We start from the raw sequence: 16,405 nt of genomic DNA, 5'->3' as shown, positions 1-16,405 counted from the left end.
CAGGGGGTGTCCAGGGCTTGTCGGGAAGCAAAACCTTGCCTCCCGACAAGGATGCACTCCTGCATGCCGACCCCCGCTTGCATGCCGACCCCCGCCTGCTGGGCGGCCGCCGCGATGGCCGTCCGCTGCGCGGGGTCGGGGAAGCCGAGATGTCCCCGTCCCGCCTGCGGCTCGGCCCCTGGCGTGCGGGACCCGTTCATGCATGATGACGGGATGAACCAGAGTGACCAGCGCTTCCACGTCATCGTGCTGTCGAACTTCGCGAAGGGCTTCGACAAGTACGCCTACGCGTACGGCAAGGCCGGAGTTCCGGAAAGCACCTATCCCGACCGGTTCCACCTGCTGACCCGCGCGGAGTTGGGAATCGGCATCGGCAAGGCAACACGTTTGCTGGACCGTCTGGCCATTCCCGGCGACCGGCTGCTGGTGCTGGAAACCATGGTGGACCCCGACAAGCTGGTGCCCAACGTGTCGACCGGCCTCGGCATGGAACTGCACGAGGCACGTATCCGGCTGTCGGCAGTCCATGAACTCGACCAGCCGGGCGACGAGGTCAGTCTGCGCCCTACGACCGTCGAGGACGCCATGGCGGCCTCCCTGCACCTGCACGGATCGGCACTGTGTCACTACGCCGACACACGGCCGCGCTCGGTCTCGGTTCTGCCGGTGGCCTCCGCCTGCCAGGCGCGGTGTTCGTTCTGCTTCTCCGCTGCCTCGATCTCCAGCGACCAGGCGCCGGCGCGGGTGCCGTGGGACGCGGTCACCCAGTGGCTGGAGCGTGCTCGCGCGGCGGGCGCCGAGCGTGCGGTGATCACCGGCGGCGGGGAACCCACGCTCATACCCTTCGAACAGCAGCTGCGACTGGTGTCCGCCTGCTCGGCGGCCTTCCCGAAGGTCGTCCTGATCACCAACGCGCACACCCTGGCGAAAGGCGAGCACGCTGACCGGGCCGGACGCCTCGCAGCCCTGAGCGGCGCGGGCCTGAGCGTGCTGGCGGTCTCCCGGCATCACCACAACGACGCCGTCAGCGGGCGGCTGATGATGCTGCGCACCCCGGTGAGCGCGGTGATCGATACCTGGCGCGCGGAACGTGACCGCTGGACGGGCCTGCGGATGAGGCTGATCTGCGTGCTCCAGCACGGCGGCGTCGCCGACGCGGCGGGGGTCGCCGACTACCTGTCGTGGGCCGCGGGTCTCGGCGTCGAGGAAGTCTGCTTCAAAGAGCTGTACGTATCCACCAGCACCGAGTCCCTCTACTTCGACCGTGCCGCCAATGTCTGGAGCCGAGAGCACCAGGTGTCGCTGTCCGTCGTCACCCGGTTCGCGGAGCAGCACGGTTTCGCACTGGCGGACCGCCTGCCCTGGGGCGCGCCGGTCTACCACGGCAGTTGGGACGGACGGCCGATGCGGATCGCCGCCTACACCGAGCCCAGCCTGCTCTGGGAACGCACCAGCGGGATCGCACGCAGCTGGAACGTCATGGCCGACGGACGCTGCTACGCCTCCCTGGAGGACCGGGCCAGCGAGATCGTGCCGGAAGGCGCGGCGGCATGAGGTTCGACGAGTTCCAGGACTTCCGGCAGCGGCAACTCAGCGCGTCCTCGTCACTTCTGGACGCCGCCGAGACCAACGTGTACCGGGCGCTCGCTCCGCTGCGACCGGAAACGCCGACCGACGCGCGTACGGTGCACCGTTGTGATCTCGCCCGTGCCTGGCTGCGGCGCTTCGAGCTGCCGGAAGAGTGGTCCGGCCGCGCCTTGGTCTGCCGAGGGGTTCGCCACGGGCTCGGTACGGTCTTCCACGGACTGCGCGCCGAGCGAGCGCGGTTGTGGCTGCCCAGCGACGTGTACCCGGTCTACTTCGAGCTGGCCCACGCTGCGGGCCTGGTGCCCGAGGCGTACCCGACACTGCCGGCGCCGGCCCTGCCGCAGGCGCCGGCGCCTGCGGATCACCGGCCCGAATACCTGCTCCTCGCCAACCCCACCAAGCCGCTCGGCCGATACCTGTCCGATGCCGAATGCGCCGCGGTGATCTCGTGGTTGCGGGAGTCACCAGGCCGCCGCGTGCTGATCGACAGCGTCTACGACCTGGGGGCCCCGTTCGCCACCGGCACACGGCGACTGCTGGACACCGGTCGTGCGGTCCTGCTGCATTCGGTCACCAAGGGATGGCTGTGGCCACGCACGTTCGGCGTGGTCCTGCTGGGGCCGGAGCAAGCCGGATGGGCCGAGGCGTTCCGGGCGGACCCGCCGGCAGCGCCACAGCTGAGGCTCGCCGACCGCTTGCTGACCGAGCACGGCGACGTACCCGGGCAGGTCGTCGACGAACTGGCCGTACGAGCTGAGCGGCTGTTCGAACAGCTGCCGGACGTAGTGCTCGGCGCGATCCCCACCGCGAGCCGTACCTCCCCCGGCAACTACTTCTTCCCGGTCGACATCCCTGCGGAATCGCTCCAACGCGAGTACGGCGTACTCACCCTGCCGGCCAGCGTGTTCGGAGCGAAGAACTGGCCGGGCTCCATCCTGACCAGCCTTGGCGACGCCTTCGGCCCGACGCCGACGGTGGCACGCCGAAACCACTGAAGCGCAAGAGGCAAGTACGTCTTGACAGTTTGGAAATGTCAAGGCGTACTTGCCTCATGGCTCTTCCAGACTTGGACGATCTCATCGCGGAAGTCGACCGGAGGTGCGACACCGCACACCGCCCCGGCGGACAGGACCAGCCCGACTGGCTCGCCCTGCTCACCGTCGCGGCCCAACTCGCCGGCCAGCTCCAGGCTTTGGCGGACGACCTGGTCGAGGACTACGTCGAGCACTGCCGGATGCACGGCAACTCGTGGACCGACATCGGCACCGCCTTGGGCGTGACCCGGCAGGCTGTCCAGCAGCGCTTCCACGCCCCGCACAAGCGCTACAGTCCCGAGGTCATGACCGACGACCTCCGTCAGGCGATGGTGCACGTCAAGCAGGCGGCGGTGCACCACCGCAACAACTACATCGGTACCGAGCACCTGCTCTGGGGACTGACCGCGCAGGACAACAGCGCCACCCGACTCCTGCAGGCCGGCGGCGTCTCACCCGAGACGGTCCACCGATCCGTCGGAACCCGGCTGAGTATGGGGGCATCCCAAGCAGCCGAACGGATCGCCTGGACCCCCTACTCCCGCAAGGCCATCGACATCGCGGAGGCACGATCCGAGCGCAACGGCTCCGACCGCATCGACTGCGACGACCTGTTGATCGGTCTCGCCCGGGTCGGCCGCGGCGTCGCCGCCTACGTCCTGACCGAGACCGGCTTCGACCCGGCCGTCCTCGACACCACACCTTCCGACGCCTGAACCCGCCATCGCGTCACACCTACGAATCTTGGTCAACGTGACCAGACGTCACCGGCTCAGGCGCGGGAGCCGGCCGCCTGGGCTGCCGATGCCGATGCCGATGCCGATGCCGGGGTCGCAGGCTAGGGCCAGTCGGAGGCCGACCGCAGGGCGTCGGAGATGGACTTGGCGCCGCCGTGTGCGGTGAAGCCGCCGTCGACGGGGATCTCGGCGCCGGTGATGAAGGAGGCGTCGTCGGAGAGGAGGAAGACCACCAGCGGGGTGATCTCGTCGACGGTGCCGGTGCGGGCGAGCGGCGTCTCACGGATGTTCGCCTCACGGAAGGCCGGCGCGGCGGAGGCGGTCATCTCGGTCTCGATGAAGCCGGGGTGGACGGTGTTCACGCGGATACCCCGCGGGCCCAGCTCGACACAGGCCGTCTTCGACAGGCCGCGCAGCGCCCACTTGCTGGCCGTGTACGCGACCGGGTAGTGCCCGGTGAGCCCGGCGGAGGAGCCGACGTTGACGATCGACGAGCCCGGCGGCATCAGCGGAGCCAGGTGCTGGATGGCAAGGAGCGGGCCGGTGACGTTGACGGCGTGGACGCGGGCGAAGTCCTCGGGCGTGACCTCCTGCAACCGCGCGCGCCAGGTGATGCCGGCGTTGTTGACCAGGCCGTGGACCTCTCCGTGCCGGCGGCGCAGCCCTTCGGCGAGCGCCGCCCACTCCTTCGGCTCGGTGACGTCCAGGCGCAGACAACCCGGAGCCTGCGTCACATCGGTGGCGACGACCACCGCCCCCGCCCGGGTCAGCGCCTCGGCCTCGGCCGCGCCCTGCCCGCGCGCGGCTCCGGTGACGACGACGACCTTGCCGTCCAGCCTGCTCGCGGCCCCGCGGTTCACGGGCGCAGCCGTGTGCGCTTGCGGGCCCGGGGGACCGGTACCGGTTTGGTGCCGGGCACCACGGTGTTGGACACGGTGCCGATGCCCTCGACGGTGAGGGTGACGGTGTCGCCGGGCTTCAGCGGTGGCGGGTCCTGGCGTCCGCGTACGCCCCACAGCTCGGCCAGGCAGCCGCCGTTGCCGCAGGTGCCGGAGCCGAGCACATCGCCGGGACGGACGTACGTGCCGCGCGAGGCGTAGGCGACCATCTCCTCGAAGGTCCAGCTCATGTGGGACAGCAGGTCCTCGCCGACCACCTCGCCGTTCACCGAGGCGGTCAGCGCCAGCCGCAGGAAGCCGTCGGTGTCCCGGTACGGCTCCAGCTCGTCGGCGGTGACCAGGTAGGGGCCGAGGGTGGCGGCGGTGTCCTTGCCCTTGCAGGGGCCCAACCCCACCCTCATCTCGGCGGATTGGAGGTCACGGGCGGACCAGTCGTTGAAGATCGTGTAGCCGATGATGTGGTCACGGGCCTGCCCGGGTGCGAGGTCGCGGCCCTCGCGGCCGATGACGGCGGCGACTTCGAGTTCGAAGTCCAGGACCGAGGAGCCGGGCGGCACGGGCACGTCGTCGTGGGCGCCGATCACGGCGTACGGATTGGTGAAGTAGAAGGTCGGCGCGTCGTACCAGGCGTCGGGGACACCGGCCGTGTTGTCGATGCTGCGCCGTACGCCCTCGACGTGCTCCTCGAAGGTGACGAAGTCCCGTACGGACGGCGGCTGGAGAGGCGGCAGCAGCCGCACCTGCGAGACGTGCGGGCCGCCCGGCACGGCCTGCGTGGCGTCGCCCGCCTCGCGCAGCGCCGCGGGGCCCGCCCGGAGCAGGTCCAGCAGGGAGGCGCGGCCGGGCAAGGGGTGGAGGGTGCCGTCGTCATCCACGGTGGCGACGCTGCGGCGGCCGTGGTGTTCGTACGTGGCGAAGCGCATGGCGATCCAGGGGTGTGGTGGAGGGGTGGACCGGGGGCGAGTCAGGGCGTGGATCACGGACCGTTCCGTGCCCCCGGACCCGTGGGGATCAGACGGGCGGGGCGACGAAGACGCCGGGATCGACGTCGTTGAAGGACTCCTTGGCGACCAGCTCGTTCATCGGGTTCGCCGTGCCCCACTGGTCGGTGACCTCGGGCCGGGAGAAGTCGTAGACGTGCGGATGCCAGGTGTCCTCGTCCAGCTCCTCCAACTCCGTGGTGTACTCCACAGTGTTGCCGTGCGGGTCGAGGAAGTACGTGAAGGTGTTGTCGCCCGCCATGTGGCGGCCCGGCCCCCAGACCTTGCGGGCGCCGGAGCGCATCACGCGCCCCGAGCCGCGCATGTACTCGTCCAGGCCGCGCATCTCGAACGAGACGTGGTGCAGGGAGGTGTGCGGGCCCTTGGCGAGGGCCATCGAGTGGTGCTGGTTGCTGATCCGCATGAAGTGCATGACCTCGCCCATGTGCGGGGAGCTGAGCGTGTCGGACAGCCGGAAGCCGAGGTGGCGCTCGTACCAGGCGCGGGTGGCCTCCAGGTCGGGGGAGTTGAGGACGACGTGCGAGAGGCGGACCGGGATGGCCTCCTTCTCCTCGATACGCCGGTGCCGCCGGGCCTCGACTTCCGCCGAGACCTCGATGGTGCGGCCGTCGCCGTCGAAGAAGCGGAAGCCGTAGCCCCCGCCCGGGGTGTCGACCTTGCCCGGCTGGGAGATCACCTGCACGCCGGCCGCGAGGAGTTGCTCGGCGAGCGTGTCCACGTCGGCGGCCGACGCGGCGCCGTAGGACACGAGGTCGAGCCGCTTCTCGTCCGCCTTGCGGAGCCGTACGACGTACTGCTCCGGTGAACCCTCTGCCGCCAGGAAGGAGATGCCGGAGTCTTCGGCGATCTTTGTCAGGCCCCAGACGCCGGCGTAGAAGTCGAGCTGTTTTTCGTAGTCGGGCACGGCGAGGTCGACGTGCCGCAGGTGGGTGAGCAGGCGGTCGGGCAGACGGTCGGGGAGGGCGTCGGTCATGTCGGACTCCTCAGGAGAGGTGCAGCAGCGCTGCCGCGTTGCCGCCGCGTACGGCGTGGAAGTGGGGGTCGGGCAGGTCCGTGGCGGCACGCAGCGCGCCGACCGGGTCCTCGGTGCCCATGTCGAAGGGGAAGTCCGAGCCGAGCAGGACCCGGTCGGGGCCGGCCACCCGGATCAGTTCGCGCAGGACGTGCGGGTCGTGGACGAGCGAGTCGAAGTACAGCCGTTTGAGGTAGCTGCTCGGCTCGGACGCGCAGCCCCGCGTGTCCGGTCTGGTCCGCCAGGCGTGGTCGGAGCGGCCGATGTGGGTGGGCAGGTAGCCACCGCCGTGCGCGGCGATCACCTTCAGGCCGGGGTGGCGGTCCAGCACGCCGGAGAAGATCAGGTGGGAGAGCGCGACGGCGTTCTCGGTGGGCTGGCCGACGGTGTTGGACAGGTACCAGCGGTCCAGGCGCTCGTCGAGCGTGCAGCCGAAGGGGTGCAGGAAGAGCACCGCCCCGGACGTCTCGGCGAGCGCCCAGAACGTGTCGTACGCCCGGTCCGAAAGCTCCCGCCCGGGCGCGTGGCTGGAGATCTCCACTCCGCGCAGGCCCAGGCCGAGGGCGTGGTCGAGGGCCTCGACCGCGAGGTCGGGGTGCTGGAGCGGGACGAGGCCCAGTCCGTGAAGCCGGTCGGGGGCCTGGGCGACGTGCGCGGCGGTCCCGGCGTTGGCCAGCTCCCACACCGTGCGGGCGAGGTCCTCGTCGGCCCAGTAGTGGTAGTGCGACGGGGAGGGCGAGACCAGTTGGACGTCGATGCCGGAGGCGTCCATCGCGGCGAGCCGGGCCTTGACGTCGGTCAGCCGAGGGATGCGGTCGCGGACCATGGGGCCGTTGACGGCGAGCGCTTCGGGGCCGTTGCGGCGGGCGTCGAGACTGCGGGCGGCGGCCAGGCCGGGGTGTCCGGCCACGGCCTCCTCGACCTGCGGAAGCAGGAGGTGCGCGTGGACGTCGATGGTGGGGGTTTCCGTGGTGGCCAGGGTGTCCGGGGAGTCCAGAGTCGTCACGGGGTCTCCTTCAGGGCGGACATCGTGCTGCCGATCAGGCCGGGGACGTCGGCGTCACGGACGCCGTCCAGCTGCCACTGGCCCAGCTGCACCGAGGCCTCGACGACCATGCGGACACGGTCGATGCGGCGCTGGTGGTAGCGGGTCAGCAGGTCGTCGAGGGAGTCGGGGGAGTCCCACGACTCCTGGGCGCTCAGCAGTTCGGCCAGCACGGAGGCGTCCTCCAACGACATGGCCGCACCCTGCGCGAGGGTGGGCGGGCAGGCATGGGCGGCGTCCCCGACCAGCACGACCCGGCCGCGGTGCCAGGAACCCTCGACGAGCAGCCGGTCGAACCAGGTGTAGTTGACCTTGGCTGGGTCGGTGATGCTCGCGGCGATCTCGGGCCAGGCGCCGCCGTACGGCGCTGCCAGGCGCCGCATCTCGTCCGCGAACGAGGCCGGGTCGAGGGAGGCACGGTCGCGGTTGGCCTCGACGAGATAGGCGTAGATGGTGTTCTCGCTGGTGGGGCAGTAGCCGGCGATGTAGCAGGGCCCGCCGAAGGCCAGGTCAGTGCGCTCCACGCTCGCCGGGCGGGGCGCCGCGACGCGCCAGATGGCCATGCCGGTCGGCTCGGGCTTCTCGCCGATCCCGATCATCGCGCGAGTCAGGGAGTTGAGACCGTCGGCCGCGACGACGAGGTCGTAGCGGCCCTCGCTGCCGTCGCTGAAGCGTGCGGTGACGCCCTTCTCGTCCTGCACCAGCACGTCGGCGGTGGTACCGAGGCGGACCGTCGCACCACTGGCCCGGACCGCCTCGCACAGGATCTCCTGGAGCCGGGGCCGCTGCATGCCGATGGTCGCGGGCAGGTCCTCCCCGCCGGTACGGATGTCCCGCTGGACGTGGAACACGTGCCCGTCGGGTGCGGCCAGGCCCACGGAGTCGAAGGCGTAGCCGCTCTCCCGGACCTTGTTCCACACGCCCAACTCGTGCAGCACGCGCAGCGCGTTGCCCTGGAGGGTGATGCCGGAGCCGAGCACGTTCCAGTCGGGCTTGGCCTCGATCAGGTCCACGGTGATGCCCGCGCGCCGCAGCAGCACGGTCACGGCGTTGCCGGAGGCGCCGCCGCCGATGACGAGGACGGTGCGGGGGCGGGGGTCGGTCATGAGGTCTCCCTGCGGTGATGCCGCGCCGCTTCGAGCGGCAGGGGTGGTGGTACGGGCCGGATGGCTGGGGCCTGGATGGGTGTGGCTGTCGGGGCGGCCCACTCGGCCGGTACCGGGCGTTACTTGACGGCGATCGGGTTCACGGGGGAGCCGACGGCTCCGGTGATGGGCAGCGGCGCGGCGGTGAGCCAGAACTCGTACCGTCCGTCGGCCGCGCAGTGGTCGGCGAGGGCGTCGAGGTCCCACATCTCGCCGATGAGCAGGCCCATGTTGGGGATGGCGACCTGGTGCAGTGGCTGGAAGGCGTGGTCGAACTCGTTGGGCCGGACCTCGAAGCCCCAGGTGTCGGTGGCGATCCCGGCGATCTCGCTGCGGTGCAGCCAGCCCGCGGTGGTGAAGCTCAGCCCGGGCGAGGCGCCGCCCGCGTACTCGCCCCAGCCCTCACGCCTGGCGCGGGCCAGCCGTCCGGTGCGGACGAGAACGAGATCGCCGCGGCCGACGGTGACGCCGTGCGCCTCGGCGCTGGCGGTCAGGTGCTCCTCGGTGATGGCGAAGCCGTCGGGCAGTTCGCCGTCCTTGCCGACGATAAGGCCCACATCGAGGAGGACGCCCCTCCCGGCCACGTACGGTGCCATGTGCTCGATGCCGGTGACGAGGTCGCCGTCGGAGGTGACGACCTTCTCGGCGGCCCGCCCGTTCCATGCCTTGCCGTGGTCGAAGATGTGGCCGAGGCCGTCCCACTGGGTGGAGCACTGCAGCGGCATCGCGATCACGTCGTCGGCACCGCCGATGCCGTGCGGGAAGCCCTGGTTGCCCAGGGCGGCGTCGGTGCCGGTGTCGAGCATGGTGTGCACCGGATTCGTACGCCGCCGCCAGCCCCTCTGCGGGCCGTCCATGTCGAAGCGCTGGGAGAGTGAGAAGCTGACGCCCTCGCGGACGAGGGCCGCGCCCTCGCGGCGCTTTTCGGCGTCCAGGAAGTTGAGCGTGCCGAGGACGTCGTCCTCACCCCAACGGCCCCAATTGGAGTAGGCCTTGGCAGCCGCGGCGATCGCGCTTTCGGCGTCCTTCGCGTCAGGCACAGTCGTGTGGTCGATCACGGTGCCTCCCGCGTGACACAGCGGGTGCGCTGGGCACCGAGTCCCGTGACAGAGCCGTCCATCACGTCGCCGTCGCGCAGCAGCCGGCCCCAGTGCATGCCGTTTCCGGCGGGGCTGCCGGTCAACACCAGGTCGCCTGGCAGGAGTTGGGCGGTCTCGGAGATGTAGGAGACCATCCGCGCCACGCCGAAGATCATGTCCTTGGTGGACTCGTCCTGCATGGTCTCGCCATTGAGCTTCAGGGTGACCCGCAGGTCGGACGGGTCGGCGATGGACCCGGCCGGGACGATCCAGGGGCCGAGCGGGGTGAAGCCGGGCGCGTTCTTGCAGCGCAGCCAGTCGGTGCCGATGGCGGGCATGTCCCGGCGGAAGACGGTGGACCGGTCGGTGAGGTCGTTGGCGATGGTGTAGCCCGCGACGTGTTCCCACGCCTCCTCCACCGTGACCCGGTGGGTGGGGCGGGAGATCACCGCGGCCAGCTCCAGCTCCCAGTCGGGCTTCCTGGCCCAGGAGGGCAGTACGACGTCGTCGTACGGGCCGGTGATCGTCGTCGGCAGGCCGATGAAGACGTACGGGAGGTCCTCGGCGGCCCGCTTGTCCATGATCGCCGCGATCTCCGCGCGGGCCTCCTCGACGGTACGCGGGTCGTCCGGGGCGCGGTGCGCGACCTCCAGGTCGATCACGTGCTGCCGGTAGTTGGCGCCGGACTGGAAGATCTGCCGGGGCTCGACGGGCGCGTGCACGTTCAGGTCGTCGAGCGACAGCCAGTCACCGGTCGGATCGCCCGCGAGGCCGTGCAGGCGCGGCAGTTCCTCGTCCCAGCGCTCCAGGAGCGCGAGGACGGTCGTACGCAGGTCCAGCACCCTGCCGTCCGGGAGCACCAGTCCCGCGGACGGGGTCCGGCCCGGGGTGGAGAAGGTGCCGAGGGCGAAGGGGCCGGTGAAGAGGGGCGCCGACGTGGCTGGGGGTTTCACGGAGATGTCCTCCCGATTGCGGTGCCACCAATCTGGCGCGTAAGTTGCGATCGGGGAAATCGATTCCTCGGATGATCGACATCCAGGTGGCGAATACCCCGGCTCAGTACTCCACTCCGCACGGGGGCATCTCGTGAACCTGGCCAGCCTCGACCTCAACCTCGTCGTCGCCCTGCGCGCCCTCCTGGAGGAGCGCAACGTCACCAGAGCCGGCCGACGGATCGGCCTCAGTCAGCCCGCGATGAGCGCCGCCCTGGCACGGCTGCGCCGTCACTTCGACGACGACCTGCTCTCCCGGGTCGGCGGACGCTACGAACTCACCGCCCTGGGCCTGGCCCTCCTCGACCGCACCGCCACCGCCTGTGACCTGCTCGAACGTGTCTTCACCAGCCAGGCCGAGTTCGACCCCGCCCAGGAGGAGCACGAGTTCACGCTGATCGCCTCCGACTACGCGGTGGCCGTCTTCGGCGCCGAACTCGCCCGTACGGTGCACGCCGAGGCACCAGGCATTCGGCTCCGGTTCAAGCACCCGACGGACATCACGGAGAACATCACCACGCTGCTCAGCACCGCCGACGGTCTGCTGCTGCCGCACGGCATCATCAGCGACTTCCCCACCGTCGAGCTCTACCGCGACCGCTGGGTCTACCTCGTCGCCGACGACAATCCCGAGGTCAGCGAGCACCTCACCCTCGACGACCTGGCCCGGCTGCCGTGGGTGACGTACCAGCGCACGTACGACGCACCCGCCGCACGCCAGATCGGCATGCTCGGCATCGAGCCGCGCGTCGAAGTCTCCGTCGACAACTTCCAGCTGATGCCCCTGCTGGTTGCCGGGACGCGTCGGGTGGCTCTCATCCAGGGGCGTCTCGCCGACCGGCTCGACGGACTCGTCCCGGTGCGGGTCGTGGAACCGCCCTACGACGCCGTCCCCCTCCGGGAAGCCCTGTGGTGGCACCCGGTCCACACGCACGACGCGGCGCACATGTGGCTGCGGGAGACGGCGGCACGGGTCGCGGAGACCATCCACGGCAAGGATGACCGCGATCCGGTAGATCGATCGGACAGAGGCTAGGCAGGACCGGGTCCCTCACCCATAGTCGACCGCAGTTCCTGCGCACGCTCCTCTTCTCGGGATGTCTGTTCCCCGGTGGCGTGCCGCTCCTCCTTCGCCCCATGGAGTTCCCGCATGCCCCCTTCCGTGCCCTCGCCCTCGCCCTTGCCGGCGCCGTCGCCGTCGTCCCCGCCCGTGTACGCGGAACCCGTGCCGCCGCCCGGTGCGATCCTTCCGACGTCCGGTGCCGCGCACCGACTGCGCGTCTCCCTCCTCATGGCCGGCAGCTGTCTCCCGATCCTCGGGGCCGTCCTGATCGCCCCCGTGCTGCCCAAGATGCAGGACCACTTCGCCACCGTGCCCGGCGCGGGCGCCCTGGTCCCGATGGCCCTCACCGTCCCGGCCCTGGCACTGGGCCTGCTGGCACCCTTCGCGGGCGTCATCGTCGACCGGCTGGGCCGCAAGCGCCTGCTGATCGCCGCGACCGTGCTGTACGCCATCTTCGGCACCGCCCCGCTGTGGCTGGAGTCGCTCGGCGCCATCGTGGCCAGCCGCGCCCTGGTCGGTATCGCCGAGGCAGCCATCATGACCTGCTGCACCACGCTCATCGGCGACTACTACAGCGGTCGGGTGCGGGACCGCTATCTCGCCCTCCAGACCATGTGTGCCTCCGCCTCCGCGACCGCCTTCTTCGTCATCGGCGGTGCCGCCGGGTCGGCCGGCTGGCGGACCCCGTTCTGGATCTACGCCGTCAGCCTGATCCTCGCCCCGCTCATGGCCATCGGGTTGCCGAAGCCGACCGCGGCCACTGATGCCGTGGCCGAGGACGGGGAGAGCACGGGCACCGGGGTCGCCCCGAAGCGTCCGTTCCCCTTCCGGCAGCTGGCCGGGATCTGCGGGCTCACCGTGTTCGGGGCTCTCGTCTTCTACACCGTCCCGGTGGAGATGTCCTACCTGCTGGACGACCTCGACGTGACGGCGACCAGCGTGATCGGGCTGGCCACAGCCATCGCCAGCGCCGCCACCGTGGCCGGTGCGGTCACCTTCGCCAAGCTGCGCGGGGCCCCGGGGCCGCGGCTGCCCCTCGTCCTCGCCCTGTGCGCGGCCGGGTTCGTGGTGATGTGGCTCGCGGACAGCGCGCCGCTGCTGATCGTCGGCGCCGTACTCAACTGCCTCGGCACCGGTCTCCTGCTGCCCTCCCTGCTCACCATCGCCATGTCCAAGCTGGACTTCGCCGACCGCGGCCGGGGCACCGGGCTGTGGACCGCCTCCTTCTTCATCGGCCAGTTCATCTGCCCCCTGGTGCTGATCGCGGCCAAGTCCGCCCTCGGCACCCTGGCCGCCGCCGTCGGCCTGCTCGGCCTCGCCGCGGCCGTCGTGGCGGCAGGCCTCTTCCTGACGGCCCGGCGCAGGGCTGCGGCCGTCGCACCGTTGCCCCAGTAGGACGGGCCGCCCGCGTCGGGCGAGTCGAGGTGACGCTGTCCGGTAGGGACCAGGCACGGTCCAGGTCGAGGTCGAGACAGCGGGGTACGGATGCGCTTCGGCCCGTACTACCGAGGCGTTCCACACACCAGCTTTCGACGTCGAGGCGACCGTCCTCGTCGCGGCCGTCAACGCATGGCGGCGATCAGGACGTGTCGCTACAGCTCGTGGTCCCGGGCCAGTTCCTCCCAGCGAATGCCGCGAAGAGCAAGATCAGCGTCCTCGCCCGACGGTACCTGCGGGGCGGGCTGGAACCAGGCCACGCTGAGAACGGAGCGATGCAGCACCGGGTCGAGCTCAGGATCGATCGCTGTCGAGCGGAAAACGCCGATGCAAGCCACTGAGGGCAGCACCTCGACAGGGCCGAAGTGGCCGGCGGTCGCATCCGGGTACTCGCGGGAAGGCGCGACAAGATGGACCGGCGCCGAGGGAAACGCGCGTTCGGCCTCCCGTTGGAGGCCATCGACCTTCCAGTCGTTGACGCGCTTGCACGGGTAGCCCTCCAGCATCCCCCCATAGGTCGAGGACATCCGCAGCTCGGTGAGCTCGATCGAGCGACCGGACGAGAGGACTATGTGGCTCAGCGACATGCCAACACCCTATGCGCTCGCTTCACTTCCGCATCACGCCCGAGAAGTGGGTGATCGTCGGCGGCATGAAGGGGAAGCGCATCCGCACGCACCGCCGGCAACCAGGATCGGTGTTCTTCCAGAGCGGTCCGCTTCTGCCGCGTATGCGACGACACCCTCTGTATGAGAGACCTGGACATGACGATGCCTCAGTAGGCTGGTGCGCCCGAACAAAGGAGCACGGCGCATGAGCTATCGCCTGAAGGCGATCACCCGCGAGGAACATCTGGCCTTCGTCATGGCCCGGCCCTCGGTGAGTCACATGCAGGTTCCCTCGTGGGGTGATGTGAAGCCGGACTGGCGGGCGGAGAGCCTGGGCTGGTTCGACGAGGACGGCCGTCTCGTCGGGGCCGGGCTGGTGCTGCTGCGGCCGTTGCCGAAACTGAGGCGGTATCTCGCCTATCTGCCCGAGGGACCGGTCATCGACTGGGCCGCGGCAGATCTGGAGCGGTGGCTCAAGCCGATGCTCGCGTACTTGAAGAAGCAGGGGGCGTTCTCGGTGAAGATGGGGCCGCCCGTCGTCGCCCGCCGCTGGAGCGCCGACGCGGTCAAGGCCGCGATCGCCGACCCACAGGCCCGGCAACTGCGGGACGTCGAGGCCACCGTCCAGGAGGAAGCGGCCTTCGACATCGCGGAGCGGCTGCGCCGGATGGGCTGGCAGCAGACCGAGCCCGGTGGCGAGGACGGCTTCGCCGCGGGCCAGCCGCGCTATGTGTTCCAGGTTCCCTTCGCCGGGCGGTCGCTGGAGGAGATCCAACGCGGCTTCAATCAGCAGTGGCGGCGCAACATCAAGAAGGCGGAGAAGGCCGGCGTCAAGGTCGTCCAAGGTGGTTACGAGGACCTGCCCGCCTTCTACGACATCTACGTCGAGACCGCCGAACGGGACCGGTTCATCCCGCGTCCCCTGGCCTACTTCCAGCGGATGTGGACCGCGCTGCGGGCCGAGGACGACAACCGGATGCGCCTCTACCTCGCCCATCACGACGGCGAGGTGCTCGCGGCCGCCACGATGCTGACCGTCGGCGAGCACGTCTGGTACTCCTACGGCGCCTCCACCAACCGTAAGCGCGAGGTCCAGCCGAACAACGCCATCCAGTGGCGGATGATGACCGACGCTCACGCACTCGGAGCCAGTGTCTACGACTTCCGCGGCATCACCGACACCCTGGAAGAGGACAACCACCTGCTGGGCCTGCTCCGCTTCAAGGCCGGCGCCGGCGGCCAGGCCGTCGAATACCTCGGCGAGTGGGACTACCCCCTCAGCAAGGTCCTGCACAAGGCCCTGGAGCTCTACATGTCCCGCCACTGACACGACACCAGCCTCGCGGCGGACTCGCGGTACTCGCCGTACTCGCCAGTGAGGCACGAGGCGACCGGTTCCGAGGACGCGTCCGGTTGCTACCTGCGCCACACCGACTCCGTATCCGCTTCAACGCGACCAAAGGCACGGCGCTGTTCAGCAAGGACGCCCTCTACGCGCCCGGCCCAAGTTCGATCCCCGCTCGGTCAGCCTGGGGAGTCGTGCAACTACCCCGGCAGCTACCTCCGCCACCCCCACCACGAGTTACGCATCGACTTCTGCACGTGGAGGATCAGCTGGTGGCGCTGACGATGACGTGCCGACCGTCCTATGATCCTTTTGCTGCTCCGCACGCGGGTCGGAGAGTGGGAGACCGTGGGCCGGCACCGCGAGGCGGGACACGTGTGTGCCTCCCGCCCCCGCAGCCTGTGCTGCGGCGAGATCGTGGGAGGCACGAATGCGTAGAGTCGGCGTCCAGGCGCTGGCCTGGGGGGCCGCCTCGGTCTGGGTGATGACGGCCGTGGTGGCATGCGGTCACCCGGACACGGTGGCGGGCAACGCCTCACCGAGCGACTCCCACGATTCCGGCACCTACACCTCCGTGCTGCGCAGGAGCGACATCCCTTGGAGCGGCGGCGGTCGCAGTCCGTACAACGCCGAGGTCAAACTCGACGACGGTCGCCGGGTGGCCATGTACTACCGCCGGGGCGAGGGGCTCGTCGAGCAGCACTACAGCCCCCGAGAGAAGGCCTGGACCGAGCCGGTGGTCATCCACCGCACCGAGACCGACGCGTGCCAGGGCATCGAGCTGCGGGCGAACGGTGGAACCGTCGCGGCGATCGCGGACTTCGGCCCGTACTGCAACGACGGCGAGCCCCCGGACGAGTCCGTCGCAGCCGTCGGCACCGACAGCCTGGCCAAGTGGGACATCGACATCACGAAGGACTTCGACGGCTGGGAGCGGGCCTCCGTCTCCGAGGACGGACGTACGGTCGACTTCAGCCGGGACATCACCCTCCACTGGACCCGCGCCGACGGCTTCGAGCGTTGACTCCGTCCGGCCTTGCCTATTTGGGCAGGGGATCCGAACCGACGAAACCCCCGGGCAAGGACGACTCATGCATCCGGCCACCCTGCCTGATCCCCACCTCGCAACATCCCAGAACTTGTCCCGACGCTTGATTCGCCCCAAGACAACTCCGGCAGATGACCTACTCCGCAGACTGTGGCCCACGACCAGCGCGAGGGCCGAGGCAGACGGGCACACCAGCCAATCAACCTACGACTTCACGTTGGCGGAGGGCTCAGCGCACCGCACATCAATACGCACAACCGTGGTGTCCCCGTGGCAACACCCTGATCCGCGACAGCCTGATCGCCCGCACCGCCGGGGCCGCCGAACACGAGGAGGTGGGGGCGGCGGGGTCCGGGGGCTCAAAGGCGGAAGT

At 70.1% G+C, this 16,405-nt stretch carries 15 protein-coding genes; 7 read left to right on the top strand and 8 right to left on the bottom strand.

The window, feature by feature from the left end:
* Window positions 1-213: 213 nt before the first annotated feature.
* From H4687_RS02650 to H4687_RS02640, 3 genes are read left to right on the top strand one after another with little or no spacing between them, the layout of a single operon-like run.
* Complete coding sequence (locus H4687_RS02650) at window positions 214-1,554, top strand: radical SAM protein (RefSeq protein ID WP_225966569.1); 1,341 nt, start codon at window positions 214-216, stop codon at window positions 1,552-1,554.
* A complete protein-coding gene (locus H4687_RS02645; RefSeq protein WP_046917473.1) occupies window positions 1,551-2,582 on the top strand; it encodes an aminotransferase class I/II-fold pyridoxal phosphate-dependent enzyme in 1,032 nt (343 codons plus the stop codon). Before H4687_RS02650 ends, H4687_RS02645 begins: the two co-directional genes overlap by 4 nt.
* Before the next feature lie 56 nt (window positions 2,583-2,638).
* Window positions 2,639-3,337, top strand: coding sequence for a Clp protease N-terminal domain-containing protein (locus H4687_RS02640; RefSeq protein ID WP_225966568.1), 699 nt, complete (start codon window positions 2,639-2,641; stop codon window positions 3,335-3,337).
* Window positions 3,338-3,459: 122 nt separating this feature from the next.
* On the opposite strand, the gene H4687_RS02635 is transcribed toward H4687_RS02640, so the two are convergent.
* The 7 genes from H4687_RS02635 to H4687_RS02605 form a co-directional block, all read right to left on the bottom strand.
* The gene (locus H4687_RS02635; protein ID WP_046917472.1) at window positions 3,460-4,218 is read right to left on the bottom strand and encodes an SDR family NAD(P)-dependent oxidoreductase; all 759 of its coding nucleotides are present in this window, start codon (window positions 4,216-4,218) and stop codon (window positions 3,460-3,462) included.
* On the bottom strand, window positions 4,215-5,180 hold the full coding sequence (locus H4687_RS02630; RefSeq protein WP_046917471.1) for a fumarylacetoacetate hydrolase family protein: 966 nt from the start codon (window positions 5,178-5,180) through the stop codon (window positions 4,215-4,217). The genes H4687_RS02635 and H4687_RS02630 overlap by 4 nt, the downstream gene beginning before the upstream one ends.
* A gap of 88 nt (window positions 5,181-5,268) precedes the next feature.
* Entirely contained in the window at window positions 5,269-6,231 is a 963-nt protein-coding gene (locus H4687_RS02625) for a VOC family protein (protein ID WP_046917470.1), read from the bottom strand.
* Window positions 6,232-6,241: 10 nt separating this feature from the next.
* Window positions 6,242-7,276: an amidohydrolase family protein gene (locus tag H4687_RS02620; protein ID WP_046917469.1), complete on the bottom strand. Its 1,035-nt coding sequence runs from the start codon at window positions 7,274-7,276 to the stop codon at window positions 6,242-6,244.
* The gene (locus tag H4687_RS02615; protein ID WP_046917468.1) at window positions 7,273-8,421 is read right to left on the bottom strand and encodes an FAD-dependent oxidoreductase; all 1,149 of its coding nucleotides are present in this window, start codon (window positions 8,419-8,421) and stop codon (window positions 7,273-7,275) included. The genes H4687_RS02620 and H4687_RS02615 overlap by 4 nt, the downstream gene beginning before the upstream one ends.
* A 119-nt stretch (window positions 8,422-8,540) precedes the next feature.
* Window positions 8,541-9,518 carry a cyclase family protein gene (locus tag H4687_RS02610; RefSeq protein WP_046917467.1) on the bottom strand — a complete coding sequence of 326 codons (978 nt, stop codon included), beginning with the start codon at window positions 9,516-9,518 and terminating at the stop codon, window positions 8,541-8,543.
* Window positions 9,515-10,492 (bottom strand): fumarylacetoacetate hydrolase family protein, encoded by a 978-nt coding sequence (locus H4687_RS02605; protein ID WP_046917466.1) that lies wholly within the window; start codon window positions 10,490-10,492, stop codon window positions 9,515-9,517. The genes H4687_RS02610 and H4687_RS02605 overlap by 4 nt, the downstream gene beginning before the upstream one ends.
* Before the next feature lie 133 nt (window positions 10,493-10,625).
* On the opposite strand from H4687_RS02605, the gene H4687_RS02600 reads away from it, so the two are divergent.
* Window positions 10,626-11,567 (top strand): LysR family transcriptional regulator, encoded by a 942-nt coding sequence (locus H4687_RS02600; protein ID WP_046917465.1) that lies wholly within the window; start codon window positions 10,626-10,628, stop codon window positions 11,565-11,567.
* Window positions 11,568-11,681: 114 nt separating this feature from the next.
* Complete coding sequence (locus H4687_RS02595) at window positions 11,682-12,989, top strand: MFS transporter (RefSeq protein WP_046917464.1); 1,308 nt, start codon at window positions 11,682-11,684, stop codon at window positions 12,987-12,989.
* Between the two features lie 197 nt (window positions 12,990-13,186).
* Here the strand turns inward: H4687_RS02595 and H4687_RS02590 are convergent, their stop codons facing one another.
* A complete protein-coding gene (locus H4687_RS02590) occupies window positions 13,187-13,618 on the bottom strand; it encodes a hypothetical protein (RefSeq protein ID WP_046917463.1) in 432 nt (143 codons plus the stop codon).
* Between the two features lie 226 nt (window positions 13,619-13,844).
* On the opposite strand from H4687_RS02590, the gene H4687_RS02585 reads away from it, so the two are divergent.
* Window positions 13,845-14,966 carry a lipid II:glycine glycyltransferase FemX gene (locus H4687_RS02585; protein ID WP_046917462.1) on the top strand — a complete coding sequence of 374 codons (1,122 nt, stop codon included), beginning with the start codon at window positions 13,845-13,847 and terminating at the stop codon, window positions 14,964-14,966.
* A gap of 448 nt (window positions 14,967-15,414) precedes the next feature.
* Entirely contained in the window at window positions 15,415-16,008 is a 594-nt protein-coding gene (locus H4687_RS02580) for a hypothetical protein (protein WP_225966567.1), read from the top strand.
* The last annotated feature ends 397 nt before the right edge of the window (window positions 16,009-16,405 follow it).

This window comes from Streptomyces stelliscabiei (assembly GCF_014873495.1).
Lineage (GTDB): Bacteria > Actinomycetota > Actinomycetes > Streptomycetales > Streptomycetaceae > Streptomyces > Streptomyces bottropensis.
The sequence above is the reverse complement of the archived record's forward strand: the minus strand, read 5'-3'. Positions and strand labels throughout refer to the sequence as shown.